We start from the raw sequence: 14,925 nt of genomic DNA on the forward strand, positions 1-14,925 counted from the left end.
GGGGTCGGCGTTCGGCGTTCGGCGTTCGGCCTCAGCGCGCCGCGCCGCCGATCAGGGCCCGGCGCAGGCGTCCGGAGACGACGTCGATGATCGCCACGGTGACGAGGATCATCAGGATCAGGAAAGCGACCTGGCGCAGTTCGAGGACGCGGATCAGCTCGGTGAGGTACTGGCCGATGCCGCCCGCGCCGACGATGCCGATGATGGTGGCCGAGCGGGTGTTCGATTCGAAGAAGTACAGCACCTGGCTGCCGAGCACCGGCAGCACCGCGGGAATCAGGCCGAAGCGGATGCGGTACAATTCGGCCCCGCCGGAGGCGGAGACGCCCTCGCCGGCCTTGCCGTCGACGGTCTCGACGGCTTCCGAGAACAGCTTGCCGAGCGCCCCCACATCCGCGCACGCGATGGCGAGCGCCCCCGCGAAGGGGCCGAGCCCGACCACGTTGATCCAGATCAGCGCCCAGATCAGCACGTCGACGGAGCGCACCACGTCGAGGCCGCGCCGGACGGTGACATGCACGAACGGGTTCGGCACGACGTTGCGGGCGGCCAGGAATGCGATCGGAAAGGCCACGAGGGCCGCCGTCAGCGTGCCGATGAAGGCGATGCCGAGGGTCTCGGCCAAAGCCTGCAGGAAGGTCCAGGCCCGTCCGCCGGCCTCCGGCGGCAGCATCAGCAGGCTGAATTCGCCGAGGCGGCCGAGGCCGGCGAGCAGGCGGGCGGCGGAGAAATCGAGGCGCACCAGCGCGTAGCCCGACAGCGCCGCGAGGGCGGCGAGCGCCAGGCCCGCGACGAGGCGGCCGCGCCAGGCCGGGCGGAAGCTCTCCGGAAAGCGCTGCCGCAGGGCGGCGATCTCGGCCGGGCTCAAGTCGGGACCGGTCATCGCAGGCTTCCGAGGAGATGGTGGCGCAGGCGCTCGGTGCCGAGGTCGATCGCCATCACGGTGAGGATGATCAGGACCAGGATCGCGCTGACGTCGGCGTAGTAGAAGTTGCGGATCGCCACGAGCAGTTCCTGCCCGATGCCGCCGGCCCCGACGAAGCCCATGACGCCGGCGCCCCGCACGTTGATCTCGAAGCGCAGCAGCCCGTACGAGACGAAGTTCGACAGCACCTGCGGCAGCACGGCGAAGCGCAGGGTCTCGATCCGCCCGGCCCCGGCCGCGGTCAGGCTCTCCACCGGCTTCATGTCGATGTTCTCGACGACCTCCGAGAACAGCTTGCCCAGCGCCCCCGTGCTGTGGATCGCCAGCGCCAGCACGCCCACCATCGGCCCGAGGCCGAAGGCGATGACGAACAGGAGCGCGAACACGATCTCCGGCACCGTGCGGCAGAATTCGAGCCCGCGCCGCACCAGGAAGCAGGTCGTCCGGCTTCCCGTGACGTTGGCGGCGGCGGAGAAGCACAGGCAGAACCCGGCGATCGCCCCCAGCAGGGTTCCGAGATAGGCCATCAGCAGGGTCTCGCCCAGAAGCGCCAGCCATTTCGGCCAGCCCCAGTACCATTCGGCGAGATCGCCCCGCAGGTTCCCCAGGGTCAGGTGGGGCAGGATCTGGACGATGTAGTCGGTGAACCGGCCGATATGGGCCGCGAGCACGAGCGGGCGCACCTCGGCCGCCTGGGCGGCGAGGGCGGTGAGGACCGCGAGCACGGCGAGGCCGGCCCAGATCCGGCGCCGGGTCGCCGCGACGGCGCCGTCATAGGCCCCCGCCAGAAGGGCGGCCCGGTCCGGGGGCAGGGGCGTGATCCGCTCAGGCATCGGCCGTCACCGGCGGCTCACACGGGGTGCGCTCACGATTTGCGGCGCTGGTCGTCGTTGAACTTCAGCATCTCGATGACCGGCTGGTAGTCCTTCAGGGTCACGGGCGTGAGGCCCTGGTCCTTGCCGTCCGAGAGCCGGTCGAAGGCCGCCTTGTCGGCCGTGGGCAGGGCCACCAGGGCATCGCGGATCGTCGTCTTCAAGGCGTCCGGCAGGCTCGACAGCATGGCGAAGGGGCCCTCGGGCAGGAAGTCGGACTTGAACACCACGCGGAAATCGGCCTGGCTCATCGGCGTGCCGTCTGGCTTCTTCAGCATGCCCTTGGCGGCCATGCGGGTGACCATGGTGTCGGTGTCGGTGTTGTAGAGGTTGGCGGCGGCGTCCACGGTGCCCTGCACCAGGGCGAGAACCGCGTTCTCGTGGCTGCCGGCATAGACGGTCTTGCCGAAGAAGGTGTCGACCGGGTAGCCGGCCTTGCTCAGGAAGAAGCGCGGCGCCTGGTTGCCGGAGGTGGAATTGGGGTCCACCAGCGCAAGGTTCTTGCCCTTCAGGTCCTCGATCGTCCTGTAGGGGCTGTCGGCGCGCACGTAGATCACCGAGTAGTAGCCCGAGGCGCCGGTGTTGTGGCGCTGGTTGACGATGGGCTCGACCTTGACGCCGGTCATCACCGCGCGGGCGAAGGAGGCGGGGCCGTAGAAGGCGAGCTGGGCGTTGCCGGCGCGCTGGCTCTCGATCACGGCGGCGTAGTCGTTGGCGATGCGCAGCTTGACCGGCACGCCGAGAGCCTTCGACAGATAGGCGGTCATCGGCGCGTAGCGATCGGTGGTGCCCGACGCGTTCTCGGCGGGGATCACCGCCAGGGTCAGTTCCGGATAGGCCACCTTCCAGTCCTGCGCGGCGGCGGGAGCGGCGAGGAGGGCGAGCGCGAGGGCTCCGGCGAGGGATCGACGGGTCAGCATGGCAATCTTCCGGATGGTTGACTTCAGGATCAGGCGACGAGGGCGGCGGGGTAGGGCGCGCGGCGGGCGGGCGCGGGCGCGTCCATGACCTCGCCCGCCTCCAGCCCGTAGAGCTGGCGGGCGACGTCCTCGGTCAGGTCGGCGGGGGCGCCGTCGAACACGAGACGGCCATCGGCGAGGCCGACGAGGCGGTCGCAATAGGTGCGGGCGAGATCGAGGGAATGCAGGTTGCACAGCACGGTGATGCCGTGGCGCTGGTTGGCCTCGGCGAGGGCGTCCATGACGATGCGGGTGTTGCGCGGGTCGAGGGAGGCCACGGGCTCGTCGGCCAGGATCAGGTCGGGGGCCTGCATCATCGCCCGCGCGATGGCGACGCGCTGCTGCTGGCCGCCGGAGAGCTGGTCGGCCCGGTGGCCGGCGAAGTCGCCCATGCCGAAGGCGTCGAGGGCGGCCAGCGCCAGGGCGCGCTCACGCTCGGACCAGAGCTTGAGCAGCGAGCGGTGCCGGGGCACCTCGGAAAGCCGGCCCATCAGGACGTTGCTGAGCACGTCGAGGCGGCCGACGAGGTGAAACTGCTGGAAGATCATGGCGCAGCGGGTGCGCCAGCGCCGCAGGTCGCGGCCCTTGAGGCCGGTGACGTCGAGGCCGTCGAACAGGATGCGGCCGCCGGTCGGCTCTGCCAGGTGGTTGATCATCCGCAGCAGGGTCGACTTGCCGGCCCCGGAGCGCCCGATCACACCGACGAAGCGGCCCCGGGGAATGGCGAGCGAGACGCCGTCCACGGCGCGGCGGTCGCCGTAGCGGCGCGTCAGATCTTCGAGGATCAGCATGCGGGTATCCGGCTATTCACGATGAACGCCGGTAAACCCGTCCCGCGCGACAGGTTCATGACAGTTGTTCGGCTAAACGAAAGACGGAGTCAGGTGTCTTCGCCTTCGTAGCGCTCGAGGAAAGCTTCGATACCAAGGGACCGGAAGTCTGGCAGGGCACGGCCCAGGCGCGCGTGGTCCCAGTCCCACCAGGCCAAAGCTTGCAGACGCTCGGCGATCGCTTCCGGAAAGCGGCGGCGCACGACGCGGCCCGGATTGCCGACCACGATGGTGTAGGGTGCGACATCCCGGGTCAGGATCGTGCCGGCGCCCACCACCGCCCCGGTGCCGACGGTGCGCCCGGCCAGGATCACGGCCCCGTGGCCGATCCAGACATCGTGGCCGATGGTGACCGGCAGGGCGCGGCGCCGGGCGAAGAAGGCCGGTTCGTCCTGCGCTTCCCCCGGCCAGTAGGCGCTGGCCCGATAGGTGAAGTGGGATTGCGAGGCCCGCTCCATCGGGTGGTTGCCGGGGTTGATCCGCACGTGCGAGGCGATCGAGCAGAACCTGCCGACAGTGGCATAGTTCGCCTGCCCGTCCTCGGCGATGTAGGAATAATCGTCGAGATGCGTCTCGCTGAGGCGGGTGCGCGCGCCGACCTCGGTGTAGCGGCCGAGGCGGCAATCCCAGAGCTGAGCCGTGGGGTGGACGGCCGGTTCGAGGCCGAGGCGGTCGGAGACCATCGGGTGTTCCTTCAGGGGCGGAAGGGGAGGCGGCGCAACAGGTGGAACGGCGCGGCGCCGGCCTGTCCGACCACGCTGACCCCATCGATCACGAGGTCCGGAAGACCGGCGGCGGCCTCGGCCAGAACGGGCAGGGCGGCCGCCCGCGCCTCCGGATTCAGCCGCTCCGTCAGCGTCATGTGGAAGCGGAAGGCCTCGAACACGTGCGGGTAGCCCCAGCGCTCCAGCAGCGCCCGGCCGCGCGGGTCGAGGCGTTCGGGACGGCGGCGGGCCCGCTCGGCGTCGGTCAGGGGCGCGCGCAGGGGATCAAGGGCGGCGACGCACTCGGCGGCGAGAAGGCTGAGGGCGGGGGGCGCTGCTGCCGGCACCAGAGCGAGGAAATCGCCGAGGGCGGCCACCCGCAGGGGACCGGCGGGCAGGGGCGCCCGGTGCGCCGCCAGGGCCTCGGCGGCCGCGAAGACATCGGCTTCGGTCATGCCCGGACGGAGCCGCATCGGCGCCTTCAGGGTGGCGTGGAAGCCGTAGACGCGCGGCGCGGCGGTGTGGGCGGCGACGAGATCCGCGAGCGCCCCGGGCACGGGCACGGAACCTAGCCCTGGACCTGGACCCAGAATCGCGTCCCCGAAAGCGGCCAGAGCCGAGCCCGGAGCGGGCGTGAAGTAGAGAGCGTATCGGTCCAACGAGGGGTGTCCCGGACGGCGCGAGAGGTGCCGAAGCGCGCATACTACCTGGGCCGGACGTTGATATGACAATCGTTGCGCCGCCCTTGGCGCGCTGGGGCATGACGCCGGTGTCCGGTCGCAGGCACAGATACGCCCCGGTCCTGGCGGGGCTGGCGCTCGGCGCCGGCGCGACCTGCGCGCAGGCCGCGGGCGATGCGCCCACGCGCCGCTTCAGCGTCGTCTATGGCTTGAGCGTCCTCAACCTGCAGGCCGGCGAGGCCACCCTGATCGTCGAGCGGGCCGGAGACCGCTACGCCCTCGAACTCGACGCGGCCCTGCACGGGCTCGCGGGCGTCTTCTTCGACGGTGTCGGCAAGGCCGTGGTCGCCGGATCGACGACCCGCGCCGGCGCGGTGACCGCCACCTTCCGGGTCGACAGCCGCTACGGCGGCAAGCCGGTCGCGGTCGCGCTGGATCTCGCCGGCGGCCGCGTGCGCAGCGCCAGCGTCGAGCCGCCTCCGGCCCCGCGCACGGACCGCGTCCCGGTGGCGCCGGAGGACCGGGTCGGCGTGGTCGATCCCCTGACCATGCTGACGATTCCACTCGGCCCTGCTCCCCTGGAGCCAGGCCTGTGCGACCGGCGTATCGCCGTCTTCGACGGGGCGACGCGTGCCGACCTGGTGCTGTCCCGCGGCACTCTCGTGGCGGTGACCGAGGGCGCTTACCAGGGACCCGCCCTCGCGTGCCGGGTGCGCTGGGTGCCGATCTCCGGGCACCGCTCGGGCGGCAGCAATGTCCGGCGCATGGCCGACAACGACGAGATCCAGGTGCGCTTCGCGCCGATCCTCGACGGGACGCTGCTGCTGCCGGTGTCGATCACGGTCGCCACCGGCTGGGGCACGGTGCACATCGAGGCGACGCGCTGGGGCGGCCCGCCGCCGGCCTCGGCCGATGCGCCCGCCGAAGCGCAGGCGCAGGGTGGGGCGCAGGCCGGCCGGCCCGGCGTCACGGTGCGGCTGCCGAACGCCCGCTAGGAACGCGGCCGGAACCCGGGCCTGCGCGACGTCGTCGTGCCGCGCCGCACGCCCCGCGGTGGAACGGCGCTCCCTCCGCCGCGTTCGCCCCGCGACGCAGCACAGGAGACGCCTGACATGGCCAATGCGATGATCCACGACATCTTCAGCGGCACCCCGAACCTGACCACCACGGAACGCGCCGTCTCGGTGGTCCTCGGCCTCGGCATCGCGGCCGCCGCCGCGCAGCCGCGCCCGAACAAGTGGCTCAGCCTCGCGGCCCTCGTGGTCGGCGCCGGCCTCGCCATCCGGGGCGCCACCGGCCACTGCGCCGTCAAGGCCGTGACCGAGGCCTGAGAACGACCGGGCGCAGAGGCCGGCCTCTGCGCCCTCTCGACCGGACAGAAATCCCGTCGGACACGAAAAAGGGGCGCCTCGGTAAGGCGCCCCGTCTCGTTCGACCTTTCGGATCCGGGTGGGATCAGAGCGTGGTGGTCGAGCGACGGCCCTGAATGAAGCCGTAGATCGCCAGGACCACGATGGCACCGACGACGGCGCCGATGAGGCCCGCGCCCTGGTTGGGCCCGTACCAGCCGAGCGCCTGGCCCAGGAAGGTGGCGACGAAGGCGCCGACGATGCCGAGGATCGTGGTCAGGATGAAGCCGCCCGGCTCATTGCTGCCCGGCATGATGAACTTGGCGATAACACCGGCCAGGAAACCGATGATGATGGTCCAGATGATACCCATGAGCTGATCCTCGAACTTTTTGGCCGAACCCTCTGGGTCGGACTTCCCTGGCCGTGACGGCTGGCTGTGTCGCCTTGGCCTCTGCCTGGGGTGAGAACGCCGCACCCGTGGGATGAGTTGCGCTGCGGCACGCGACTTTGTCGTGTTGCGTCCAAGGGATCGCGTGCCGGGCCTCTTTACGCTCGGGCACCCGGCGCGGCACAACGCTGGGCCGGACGTCCAGGCGCCACGGGGCGCCGGTCCGGCATGTGAAAGGCACGTATTCCCGCCATGACGATCCAGGCCACGCCGATCCAGCGCTTCGAATCCGGTCCCCGCATGAGCCAGGCCGTCACCTACGGCGACATGGTGTTCCTCGCCGGCCAGGTCGCCGGGACCGTGGTGGGCGCCGGCGTCACCGCGCAGACCCAGGAGATCCTGGGCGAGATCGACCGCCTGCTGGCGGCCGCCGGCACCGACAAGAGCCGCATCCTCACCACCACGATCTATCTGGCCGACATCGCCACCTTCGCGGAGATGAACGCCGCCTGGGATGCCTGGGTGCCCCAGGACAACCCGCCCGCCCGCGCCACCGTGGAGGCCAAGCTCGCCGCCCCCGAATACCGGGTCGAGATCGTGGTGGTCGCCGCGAAAGGACAGGCATGATCCGAGCCGGCACCCGCCGCGCGCTCCTCTCCGGGGGGATCTCCGCCGCAGGGCTGATCGCCGGGGCGCTCGCCGCCCTGGCGCTCGGCCTGCCCGGGGCCCGCGCCGAGACGGCCGCGCCGAAGGGCGAGCGCGTCGTCAACATCTACAACTGGTCGGACTACATCGACCCGAAGGTGCTGGAGGCCTTCACCCGGGAGACCGGCATCAAGGTCGTCTACGACACCTACGACAACAACGAGATCCTCGAGACCAAGCTGCTGGCCGGGCGCTCGGGCTACGACGTGGTGGCGCCCTCCGGGCCGTTCCTGCAGCGGCTGATCCGAGCGGGCGTGTTCCAGCCCCTCGACAAGGCGAAGATCCCCAACCTCGTCCATGCCTGGCCCGAGATCGCCGCGCGGCTCGCCACCTACGACCCCGGCAACACCTACGCGGTCGACTACATGTGGGGCACCACCGGCCTCGGCGTGAACCTCGCCCTGGTGCGCGAGCGCCTGGGGGCGAACCAGCCCCTCAACACCTGGAGCCTCGTCCTCAATCCGGGCCTGATGGCCAAGCTCAAGGATTGCGGCGTGATGCTGCTCGATTCGCCCGAGGACCTGATCCCGAGCCTGCTGCCGTTCTACGGTCTCAAGCCGGATTCCAAGCGCTGGGACGACATCTCCCAGGTCACCGACGCGCTGTTCAAGGTGCGGGGCTCGGTGCGCAAGTTCCACTCGTCGGAATACATCAACGGGCTGGCCAACGGCGACCTCTGCCTCGCGGTCGGCTATTCCGGCGACATGATGCAGGCCCGCAAGCGCGCCGAGGAGGCCAAGAACGGCGTCGAGATCGGCTACTTTATTCCGCGCGAGGGCGCGCTGATGTGGTTCGACGCCTTCGCGATCCCGAAGGACGCGCCCCATCCGGCCGAGGCCCACAGCTTCCTCGACTACATGATGCGACCCGAGGTGGCGGCGGCCAACACCAACTTCGTCTCCTATGCCAGCGGCAACGGCGCGGCCAAGGCATTCGTCAAGCCCGAGATCCTGGCCAATACCGGCATCTACCCGGACGAGGCGACGATGCAGCGCCTGTCCACCAACACCGCCTGGGACGACCGCACCCAGCGCTTCGTCACCCGGAGCTGGACCCGGGTGCGCACCGGGCGCTGAGGCCCGGCTGAAACGCGAAACGGCGGCCCCGCGGGGCCGCCGTTCTCCTGTCCGAACCGGGATGGCGACGTTCAGTTGCTGGCGAGGTGCGGCATCGGGTCGACCGGGGTCGCGCCCTTGCGGATCTCGAAGTGGAGCTGGGGCGAGGTCACGTTGCCGGAGGCGCCGGACTTGGCGATGGTCTGGCCGCGCTTCACCTTCTCGCCCGGACGCACGTCGAGCTCGCCGTTATGGGCGTAGGCCGAGACGTAGCCGTTGGAGTGCCGCACCAGGACGAGCTTGCCGTAGCCCTTCACGTCGGAGCCCGCATACGCCACGGTGCCGTCCTCGGCCGCTTTCACCGCCGTGCCCTCGGGCACCGAGATGTTGATGCCCTCGTTGCCGGAGGTGCCGTAGCCGGAGATCACCCGGCCCTTGGCGGGCCAGCGGAACGACTGCTCGGGAGCGGCGACCGACCCGGTGCTGGCCGGCTCGGCCTTGGGCTGCTCCACTGCGGCGACCTTCACGGGCGCCTTCGCGGCTTCCTTGTCCTTGGCAGCGGTCTCGGCGGCCTTCGCCTCGGCGACCTTGCGGGCCGCGTCCTTGGCGGCTTCCGCCTTGGCGAGCTTGGCTTCGGCGAGCTTGGCCTCGGCCTCGGCGGCCTTCGCCTTCTTGGACGCCTCCTTCGCGGCCTCCTTGGCGGCATCGGCCTTGGCCGTATCGGCCTTCACTTCGGCCTTGGCGTCCTTGATCTCGATCTTGCGGACCGGCTTGTCGTCGGCCTTGGCGACCTGTCCGGGTCGGACATGGCCCTTGCGGGCCTCGGCCAGCTTGGCAGCCTCGGCGGCCTTGTCCGCGGTCCGGCGCGCCTCGGCGAGCTTGGCGGCGCCCGCGGCCTTCTCGGCGGTCTTCTCCGCACTCTTGCGGGCCTCGGCGGCCTTGGCGGCTTCCACGAGCCTGCGGGCCTCGGTGAGCTTGGCGGCCTCGGCCTCGCGCTTGGCCTCGGCGGCTTCGGCTTCGCGGCGGGCTTCGGCGGCGCGCTTCTCGGCGGCGCGGTCGATCATCTTCGGGGCCGGTGCGGCGGGGGCGGCGCGGGTGCTCATCCGGGCCGCATCGGGGTTCATGCCCGACACCGCCGACGCCGTCATGCCGCCGCCGGAACTCATGCCCCCCGAAACCGGCTCGGTGGAGGCGAGGCGGGTGGTCTGGGGGCGGGCCGCGACCGGAGCCGCCACCATCGGGCGGGGCGACATGCCCGCGCCCGGAGCCCCGAGGGCCTGGGACTGGATGCGGCTGGTCCGCACCACCGGTGCCGGGGCGATCTCGCCCTCCGGCAGGCTGCCCGTCGCGGCGGGCTCGCTCGACAGGTTCGAGGCGAAGGGGTTGCCGAAAGGATCGCCCAAACGGGACGCATCCGAAGAACAGGCGGCCGCACCGCCTCCAATCACACCGATGAGAGCGAAACGCGACAGCGTCCTCAATCCCCGACCAGTCCCGCGAACCCGCATCGACGCACCTGTTTGCCTGACGCAACTTGATGACGTCATTCAAACCGGATTCAGGTTAAGCAACCGTTCCGATTCACCACGTTTGCGCGATGATCGGACCGGCGCGGAAACCTTTCGGCCTACAGGACGCAGGCGCGGCCGGGGGTGAGCGGAGCGAGCCGCAGGGCCGCGCCGGGGCGATTTTCGAGGCTGCCGTCCGCCATCCGGGTCCAGGTGACGAGGCCGGCCGCCTCCGGCCGCCCGACCGGGGCGACGAGGCGTCCGCCGGGTGCGAGCAGGCCGGCGAAGTAGTCGGGAATCGCCGGGACGGTTCCGTTGAGCAGGATGCGGTCGAAAGGCTCCGCCCCCCGCAGGGTCGCCGGATGCAGGCCGTCCCCGACGACGATGTCGGCGAGCACCCGGTCCTCCGGCACCAGGTTGTCGCGGGCGTCGTCCGCCAGGGTGGCGTAGCGCTCGAGGCTGTGGACATGGGCGGCGCCCAGCCGCAGCAGCAGGGCGGTGACGTAGCCCGAGCCGGTGCCGATCTCGAGGATCCGGGCGCCCGGGCGCAGGGCCAGCGCCTTCAGCATCGCCGCCACCGTGGTCGGCGCCGTCATGGTCTGGCCGCAGGGCAGCGGAAGGGCGAGGTCGCGCCGGGCGAGGTCGCGGTGATGGGCGGGGGCGAAGCGCTCGCGCGGCACCCGCTCCATCGCCCGCAGGGTGTCGGTGTCGCGCACGCCACGGCCGCGCAGGGCCATGACGAAGGCCGCATCCTCGATCGAGCCCTCGTGCATCATGGCTGGCTCTCGACCGGTTCCGCGCCCGTCGCCCTACGCGGCGAAGCCCTGCGCCGAGAACCCTTGCGCGAAGCGCGTCAGGCTCGGCTCATCGGTGAGGTCGAGGCGCAGCGGCGTGACCGAGATGCGCTTCTCCGCGATGGCCTTGAGGTCGGTGCCGTGGCCGGGCTGGAAGGTGGCCTTGGCGAAGGCGAGCCAGAAATAGGGATTGCCGCGCCCGTCCTGGCGGGCATCGATCTGGAGCAGGGCCTGGTTGCGGAACCCCTGCGCGGTCACGGCCGTGCCCACGACCTCCTCCGGCTCGCAATCCGGGAAGTTCACGTTGACGACGATGCCGGGCTCGATCCCGATGTCGAGGATCTTGCGGACGACCCCGGGGCCGTGCTCGGCCGCGCAGTGCCACTTGATGGCGCCGCGCCCGCCGGCCCCGTAGGCCTGGCTCAGCGCGATGGAGCGCACGTTGAGGATCGTCCCCTCCATGGCCGCCGCGATGGTGCCCGAATAGGTCACGTCCTCGGCGACGTTCTGGCCGCGGTTGACGCCCGAGAGCACGAGGTCCGGCCCGTGGTCCTTGAGGATGTGGCGCACGCCCATGATCACGCAGTCGGACGGCGTACCCTTCACGGCGAAGCGCTTCTCGGCGACCTGGCGCAGGCGCAGGGGGTCGTTCAGCGACAGCGAGTGCGACACGCCGGACTGGTCGGTCTCCGGCGCCACCACCCAGACGTCGTCCGAGATGGCGCGGGCGATCCCCTCCAGGGTCTCGAGCCCCGGCGCGTGAATGCCGTCGTCGTTGGTGACGAGAATGCGCATCAGCTCTTGAACCCCTCGATCCGGTCGATCCCGCCCATATAGGCCTTCAGCACCGACGGCACCGTGACGCTGCCATCCGGGTTCTGGTAGTTTTCCATGACGGCGATGAGCGCCCGGCCGACCGCGACGCCGGACCCGTTGAGGGTATGGACGAACTGGACCGCCTTGCCGTCCCGGGCACGGACGCGCGCGTTCATCCGCCGCGCCTGGAAGTCGCCGCAGACCGAGCAGGACGAGATCTCCCGGAAGGTCTCCTGGCCCGGCATCCAGACCTCGATGTCGTAGGTCTTCTGGGAGGCGAAGCCCATGTCGCCGGTGCACAGGGTCATGATCCGGTAGGGCAGGTCGAGCTTCTTCAGCACCGCCTCGGCCGAGCCGAGCATGCGTTCGTGCTCCGCGGCTGACTGCTCCGGATTGGTGATCGAGACCAGCTCGACCTTGTTGAACTGGTGCTGGCGCAGCATGCCGCGGGTGTCTCGCCCCGCCGACCCGGCCTCGGCCCGGAAGCACGGGGTCAGGGCGGTGAAGCGCAGGGGAAGCTCCTCCTCGCGCAGAATGCTTTCGCGGACGAGGTTGGTGAGGGGGACTTCCGCCGTGGGGATGAGCCAGTGCTCGCCCGCCTGGAACTGGTCGTCCCGGAACTTCGGCAACTGCGCCGTGCCGAACATCGCCTCGTCGCGCACCAGGATCGGCGGCGCCACCTCGGTGTAGCCGTGCTCGCCCGTGTGCAGGTCGAGCATGAACTGCCCCAGCGCCCGCTCCAGGCGGGCGAGCTGGCCTTTCAGCACCACGAAGCGGGCGCCGGACATCCGCGCGGCGGCCTCGAAATCCATCAGGCCGGAGGCTTCGCCGAGTTCGAAATGCTGCTTTCCGGTGGCAAGCTGCGGCCGGTGCGCCGTGAAGCGGCGGTACTCGACGTTGCCGTGCTCGTCGGCGCCCTCGGGCACCTCCGGGTTCGGGCGATTCGGGATCGCGGCGAGGCGGTCGTCGAGCGTCCTGGCGGCCTCCGCTTGGGCCGTCTCCAGGGCCGGTGCCGCGTCCTTCAGGCGGGCGACCTCGGCCATGAGGTCCTGCGCCCGGGCCTCGTCCCGGGCCTTCTTGGCGCCGCCGATTTCCTTGGCCAGGGCGTTGCGGCGCTCCTGGTTGGCCTGCGCGGCCGAGATCGCGGATTTGCGCTGGTCGTCCAGGTCGATGAGTTCGACGGCGAGCGGCGCCAGCCCGCGCCGGCGCAGGGCGTCATCGAAGGCGTCCGGGTTCTCGCGGATGGCGCGGATGTCGTGCATGGGCTCGGCTCGTACGATGCGAGCCCGACGCTTAGCCGCATCGGCCCCGGCCCGACAAGGTCGGGTGGGCCATGCCGGCCCCGCTCATGGGACCGAATCTCAGACGAACCGCGTCGTCTTTCCGGGACTGCGAAGCAGGGCCCGGAATGACGACGCGGGCGGCAAAACCGGCGTCTTGGAATTCGGGCCGGGACACCACGGGAGGTTTGGATCCCGACGCGCTACTGCGCCCGGATCTGGCGCTCGGCCGCCTTGTCCTCGGCGCGGCCGTAATTGATGAAGAACAGATTGCCCTCCACGGCGCGCCCCTTCTGCAGGTTCGAGAGCTGCACCGTGGTCTGGTAGCCCTGCGGATCGGTGATCCGCCACTGGCTCAGGGTCTTCACCTCGGCATCGAAGAACAGCTGGATCTTCGAGGTGCCGCCCAGCGTGGAGCGGTCCTCCAGGGAAAGGCGCAGGCCGCCCGGATCGTTGGCCACGTCGATCACGGAGAGGTCGCGGGCGAGGTCGATCTTTTCGCGCAGCAGGAATTTCAGGGGCGTCTGCGAGATGAAGTAGAGGTCCTGGGTCCCGAGCTTGCGGTCCTTGACCGCCACCGAGGTCCCGTCGGCCACGATCTCCAGGGGGGAGGGCTGGTCGTAGTCGAAGCGCAGGCGGCCGGGTTTGGCCAGGGTCAGCTTGCCGCCGATGCGGCGCCCGTCCGGGCCGATCTGAATGAAGTTGCCGGTGAGCGTGGTCATGCCGTTGAAGTAGGCGTTGGCCTGCGCGATCACGGTGGCGTCGTCCGCCTCCGGCGCGATGGCGGCGGCGGGCGCGCCCACGGCCGCGACCTTGGCGCCAGCCTTCGGATCGACGGCCTTCGGATCGGTGGACTTCGAATCAGCGGACTTGGACTCCGCCCTGGCCTTGGCCGCAGCGGCCTTGTCGGCGGCCACCTTGTCCGACGGCTTGGCAGCCTTCGGCGCCTGGGCCACGGGCTTCTTCGGCGGGGCGGCGGGAGCCGCCGGGGCGGGCTCGGGCTCCGGTTCCGGCGCGGGGGCCGGCTGCTCCTTGCGGCCGAACAGGCCGTCGAGGAACGAGGAGACCTGGGCGGAGGCCGGCTGCGGCAGGGCGAGACCCGCCGCCAGGACGAGCAGCGGACCGGCGGCGAGGCGGTGACGGCGGCCGATCATCGGGACGCTCCCTTGAGGCGATTCACGGATTGTGCGGGCGACGCCCGCTTAGAAGCCGGCCCTGTGGCGAATATGCGACGGGTGGGATCGGGCATCGACCGAAGGCAGGACACCGGACGATCCCGAAGCCAGCGACGCCCCCCACGCAGTCCAGGAAGCGCGATGCCGATGGCGCCCCACCGTCATTCCGGGGCGCCGCAGGCGAGCCCGGCCCCGAAGGGGCGCGCCAGCGGCGCGCGATCCGGAACCGCCGACAGCGTCAAATTTTGCGCACCCCATGTGTCCGGATCCCGGGCTCCGCGACGCGGCCCCGGGATGACGGATCGTGCCGGACAGGGTCCGGTACGCGAGGTCTGTGGCTCAATCGTCGTCATACATCATGCCGGAAGCGGCGTGGCCGCCCTCCATCAGGATCTCGCGCTTGCCGGCATGGTTGGCCGGGCCGACGATGCCCTCGATCTCCATCCGCTCCATGATCGAGGCGGCGCGGTTGTAGCCGATCTGGAGGCGGCGCTGGATGTAGCTGGTCGAGGCCTTGCGGTCGCGCATCACCACCTGCACCGCCTGGTCGTAGAGTTCGGCGCCGGGATCGATGCCGCCGCTGCCCGCATAGGCGCCGGCGTCGAAGATCGGGGCGTCGGTGTCCTCGATCTCGTTCGACGGGGCCTTCTCGGCCCGGTCGGCCTTGTCCGCCTTCGCGCCCTTGGTCGGCTTCTCGTCGCCGCTGCCGTCGTCGGCGGTGACGGCCTCGAGGTAGGACGGCCGGCCCTGGCGCTTGAGGTGGGCGACCACGCTCTCGACTTCGGAATCCGAGCAGAACGGACCGTGCACGCGCGTCGTGCGCCCGCCGCCGGCCATGAACAGCATGTCGCCCTGGCCCAGCAGCTGCTCGGCGCCCATCTC

At 70.8% G+C, this 14,925-nt stretch carries 17 protein-coding genes; 4 read left to right on the forward strand and 13 right to left on the reverse strand.

Annotated features, from left to right (window positions below):
- Positions 1-31: 31 nt before the first annotated feature.
- The 6 genes from phnE (ASF60_RS13025) to ASF60_RS13050 form a co-directional block, all read right to left on the reverse strand.
- Entirely contained in the window at positions 32-883 is an 852-nt protein-coding gene (gene phnE, locus ASF60_RS13025; protein WP_056185295.1) for a phosphonate ABC transporter, permease protein PhnE, read from the reverse strand.
- The gene (gene phnE / locus ASF60_RS13030; protein WP_056185297.1) at positions 880-1,758 is read right to left on the reverse strand and encodes a phosphonate ABC transporter, permease protein PhnE; all 879 of its coding nucleotides are present in this window, start codon (positions 1,756-1,758) and stop codon (positions 880-882) included. The genes phnE (ASF60_RS13025) and phnE (ASF60_RS13030) overlap by 4 nt, the downstream gene beginning before the upstream one ends.
- 32 nt (positions 1,759-1,790) lie before the next feature.
- Entirely contained in the window at positions 1,791-2,717 is a 927-nt protein-coding gene (phnD, locus tag ASF60_RS13035; RefSeq protein WP_056185300.1) for a phosphonate ABC transporter substrate-binding protein, read from the reverse strand.
- A 29-nt stretch (positions 2,718-2,746) separates the two neighbouring features.
- The gene (phnC, locus tag ASF60_RS13040) at positions 2,747-3,547 is read right to left on the reverse strand and encodes a phosphonate ABC transporter ATP-binding protein (protein WP_056185303.1); all 801 of its coding nucleotides are present in this window, start codon (positions 3,545-3,547) and stop codon (positions 2,747-2,749) included.
- 89 nt (positions 3,548-3,636) lie between these two features.
- The gene (locus tag ASF60_RS13045; protein ID WP_056185306.1) at positions 3,637-4,269 is read right to left on the reverse strand and encodes a DapH/DapD/GlmU-related protein; all 633 of its coding nucleotides are present in this window, start codon (positions 4,267-4,269) and stop codon (positions 3,637-3,639) included.
- An 11-nt stretch (positions 4,270-4,280) separates the two neighbouring features.
- Positions 4,281-4,847, reverse strand: coding sequence for a DUF1045 domain-containing protein (locus ASF60_RS13050; RefSeq protein WP_244478417.1), 567 nt, complete (start codon positions 4,845-4,847; stop codon positions 4,281-4,283).
- 167 nt (positions 4,848-5,014) lie between these two features.
- Between ASF60_RS13050 and ASF60_RS13055 the strand changes: the two genes are divergently transcribed.
- Together ASF60_RS13055 and ASF60_RS13060 are read left to right on the forward strand one after the other, a co-directional pair.
- On the forward strand, positions 5,015-5,965 hold the full coding sequence (locus ASF60_RS13055; RefSeq protein WP_244478418.1) for a DUF3108 domain-containing protein: 951 nt from the start codon (positions 5,015-5,017) through the stop codon (positions 5,963-5,965).
- Positions 5,966-6,082: 117 nt separating this feature from the next.
- Positions 6,083-6,301, forward strand: a complete 219-nt coding sequence (locus tag ASF60_RS13060; protein ID WP_056185312.1) for a YgaP family membrane protein — start codon at positions 6,083-6,085, stop codon at positions 6,299-6,301.
- A gap of 124 nt (positions 6,302-6,425) precedes the next feature.
- On the opposite strand, the gene ASF60_RS13065 is transcribed toward ASF60_RS13060, so the two are convergent.
- Positions 6,426-6,692, reverse strand: a complete 267-nt coding sequence (locus ASF60_RS13065) for a GlsB/YeaQ/YmgE family stress response membrane protein (protein ID WP_056185315.1) — start codon at positions 6,690-6,692, stop codon at positions 6,426-6,428.
- 270 nt (positions 6,693-6,962) lie between these two features.
- On the opposite strand from ASF60_RS13065, the gene ASF60_RS13070 reads away from it, so the two are divergent.
- Positions 6,963-7,337, forward strand: coding sequence for a RidA family protein (locus ASF60_RS13070; RefSeq protein WP_056185318.1), 375 nt, complete (start codon positions 6,963-6,965; stop codon positions 7,335-7,337).
- A complete protein-coding gene (locus ASF60_RS13075) occupies positions 7,334-8,491 on the forward strand; it encodes a polyamine ABC transporter substrate-binding protein (RefSeq protein ID WP_056185321.1) in 1,158 nt (385 codons plus the stop codon). Before ASF60_RS13070 ends, ASF60_RS13075 begins: the two co-directional genes overlap by 4 nt.
- 71 nt (positions 8,492-8,562) lie before the next feature.
- Here ASF60_RS13075 and ASF60_RS13080 read toward each other — a convergent pair whose 3' ends face one another.
- The 6 genes from ASF60_RS13080 to ASF60_RS13105 form a co-directional block, all read right to left on the reverse strand.
- Positions 8,563-9,978, reverse strand: a complete 1,416-nt coding sequence (locus ASF60_RS13080; protein WP_056185324.1) for a murein hydrolase activator EnvC family protein — start codon at positions 9,976-9,978, stop codon at positions 8,563-8,565.
- A 119-nt stretch (positions 9,979-10,097) separates the two neighbouring features.
- The gene (locus tag ASF60_RS13085; protein ID WP_056185328.1) at positions 10,098-10,754 is read right to left on the reverse strand and encodes a protein-L-isoaspartate O-methyltransferase family protein; all 657 of its coding nucleotides are present in this window, start codon (positions 10,752-10,754) and stop codon (positions 10,098-10,100) included.
- 33 nt (positions 10,755-10,787) lie between these two features.
- Positions 10,788-11,567 (reverse strand): 5'/3'-nucleotidase SurE, encoded by a 780-nt coding sequence (surE, locus tag ASF60_RS13090; RefSeq protein WP_056185331.1) that lies wholly within the window; start codon positions 11,565-11,567, stop codon positions 10,788-10,790.
- Positions 11,567-12,850, reverse strand: coding sequence for a serine--tRNA ligase (serS, locus tag ASF60_RS13095; protein WP_056185333.1), 1,284 nt, complete (start codon positions 12,848-12,850; stop codon positions 11,567-11,569). Before serS ends, surE begins: the two co-directional genes overlap by 1 nt.
- Before the next feature lie 221 nt (positions 12,851-13,071).
- Positions 13,072-14,022: a LolA family protein gene (locus ASF60_RS13100; protein WP_056185337.1), complete on the reverse strand. Its 951-nt coding sequence runs from the start codon at positions 14,020-14,022 to the stop codon at positions 13,072-13,074.
- Positions 14,023-14,382: 360 nt separating this feature from the next.
- The coding region (locus tag ASF60_RS13105; RefSeq protein WP_162241316.1) for a DNA translocase FtsK at positions 14,383-14,925 on the reverse strand (543 nt) is incomplete at its 5' end.

The sequence above is a fragment of the Methylobacterium sp. Leaf113 genome (assembly GCF_001423325.1).
GTDB lineage: Bacteria > Pseudomonadota > Alphaproteobacteria > Rhizobiales > Beijerinckiaceae > Methylobacterium.

Coding starts and splice junctions, on each gene's coding strand:
- phnE (WP_056185295.1), bottom strand. CDS start 883: ATGACCGGTCCCGACTTGAGCCCGGCCGAGATCGCCGCCCTGCGGCAG.
- phnE (WP_056185297.1), bottom strand. CDS start 1,758: ATGCCTGAGCGGATCACGCCCCTGCCCCCGGACCGGGCCGCCCTTCTG.
- phnD (WP_056185300.1), bottom strand. CDS start 2,717: ATGCTGACCCGTCGATCCCTCGCCGGAGCCCTCGCGCTCGCCCTCCTC.
- phnC (WP_056185303.1), bottom strand. CDS start 3,547: ATGCTGATCCTCGAAGATCTGACGCGCCGCTACGGCGACCGCCGCGCC.
- ASF60_RS13045 (WP_056185306.1), bottom strand. CDS start 4,269: ATGGTCTCCGACCGCCTCGGCCTCGAACCGGCCGTCCACCCCACGGCT.
- ASF60_RS13055 (WP_244478418.1), top strand. CDS start 5,015: ATGACAATCGTTGCGCCGCCCTTGGCGCGCTGGGGCATGACGCCGGTG.
- ASF60_RS13060 (WP_056185312.1), top strand. CDS start 6,083: ATGGCCAATGCGATGATCCACGACATCTTCAGCGGCACCCCGAACCTG.
- ASF60_RS13065 (WP_056185315.1), bottom strand. CDS start 6,692: ATGGGTATCATCTGGACCATCATCATCGGTTTCCTGGCCGGTGTTATC.
- ASF60_RS13070 (WP_056185318.1), top strand. CDS start 6,963: ATGACGATCCAGGCCACGCCGATCCAGCGCTTCGAATCCGGTCCCCGC.
- ASF60_RS13075 (WP_056185321.1), top strand. CDS start 7,334: ATGATCCGAGCCGGCACCCGCCGCGCGCTCCTCTCCGGGGGGATCTCC.
- ASF60_RS13080 (WP_056185324.1), bottom strand. CDS start 9,978: ATGCGGGTTCGCGGGACTGGTCGGGGATTGAGGACGCTGTCGCGTTTC.
- ASF60_RS13085 (WP_056185328.1), bottom strand. CDS start 10,754: ATGATGCACGAGGGCTCGATCGAGGATGCGGCCTTCGTCATGGCCCTG.
- surE (WP_056185331.1), bottom strand. CDS start 11,567: ATGCGCATTCTCGTCACCAACGACGACGGCATTCACGCGCCGGGGCTC.
- serS (WP_056185333.1), bottom strand. CDS start 12,850: ATGCACGACATCCGCGCCATCCGCGAGAACCCGGACGCCTTCGATGAC.
- ASF60_RS13100 (WP_056185337.1), bottom strand. CDS start 14,022: ATGATCGGCCGCCGTCACCGCCTCGCCGCCGGTCCGCTGCTCGTCCTG.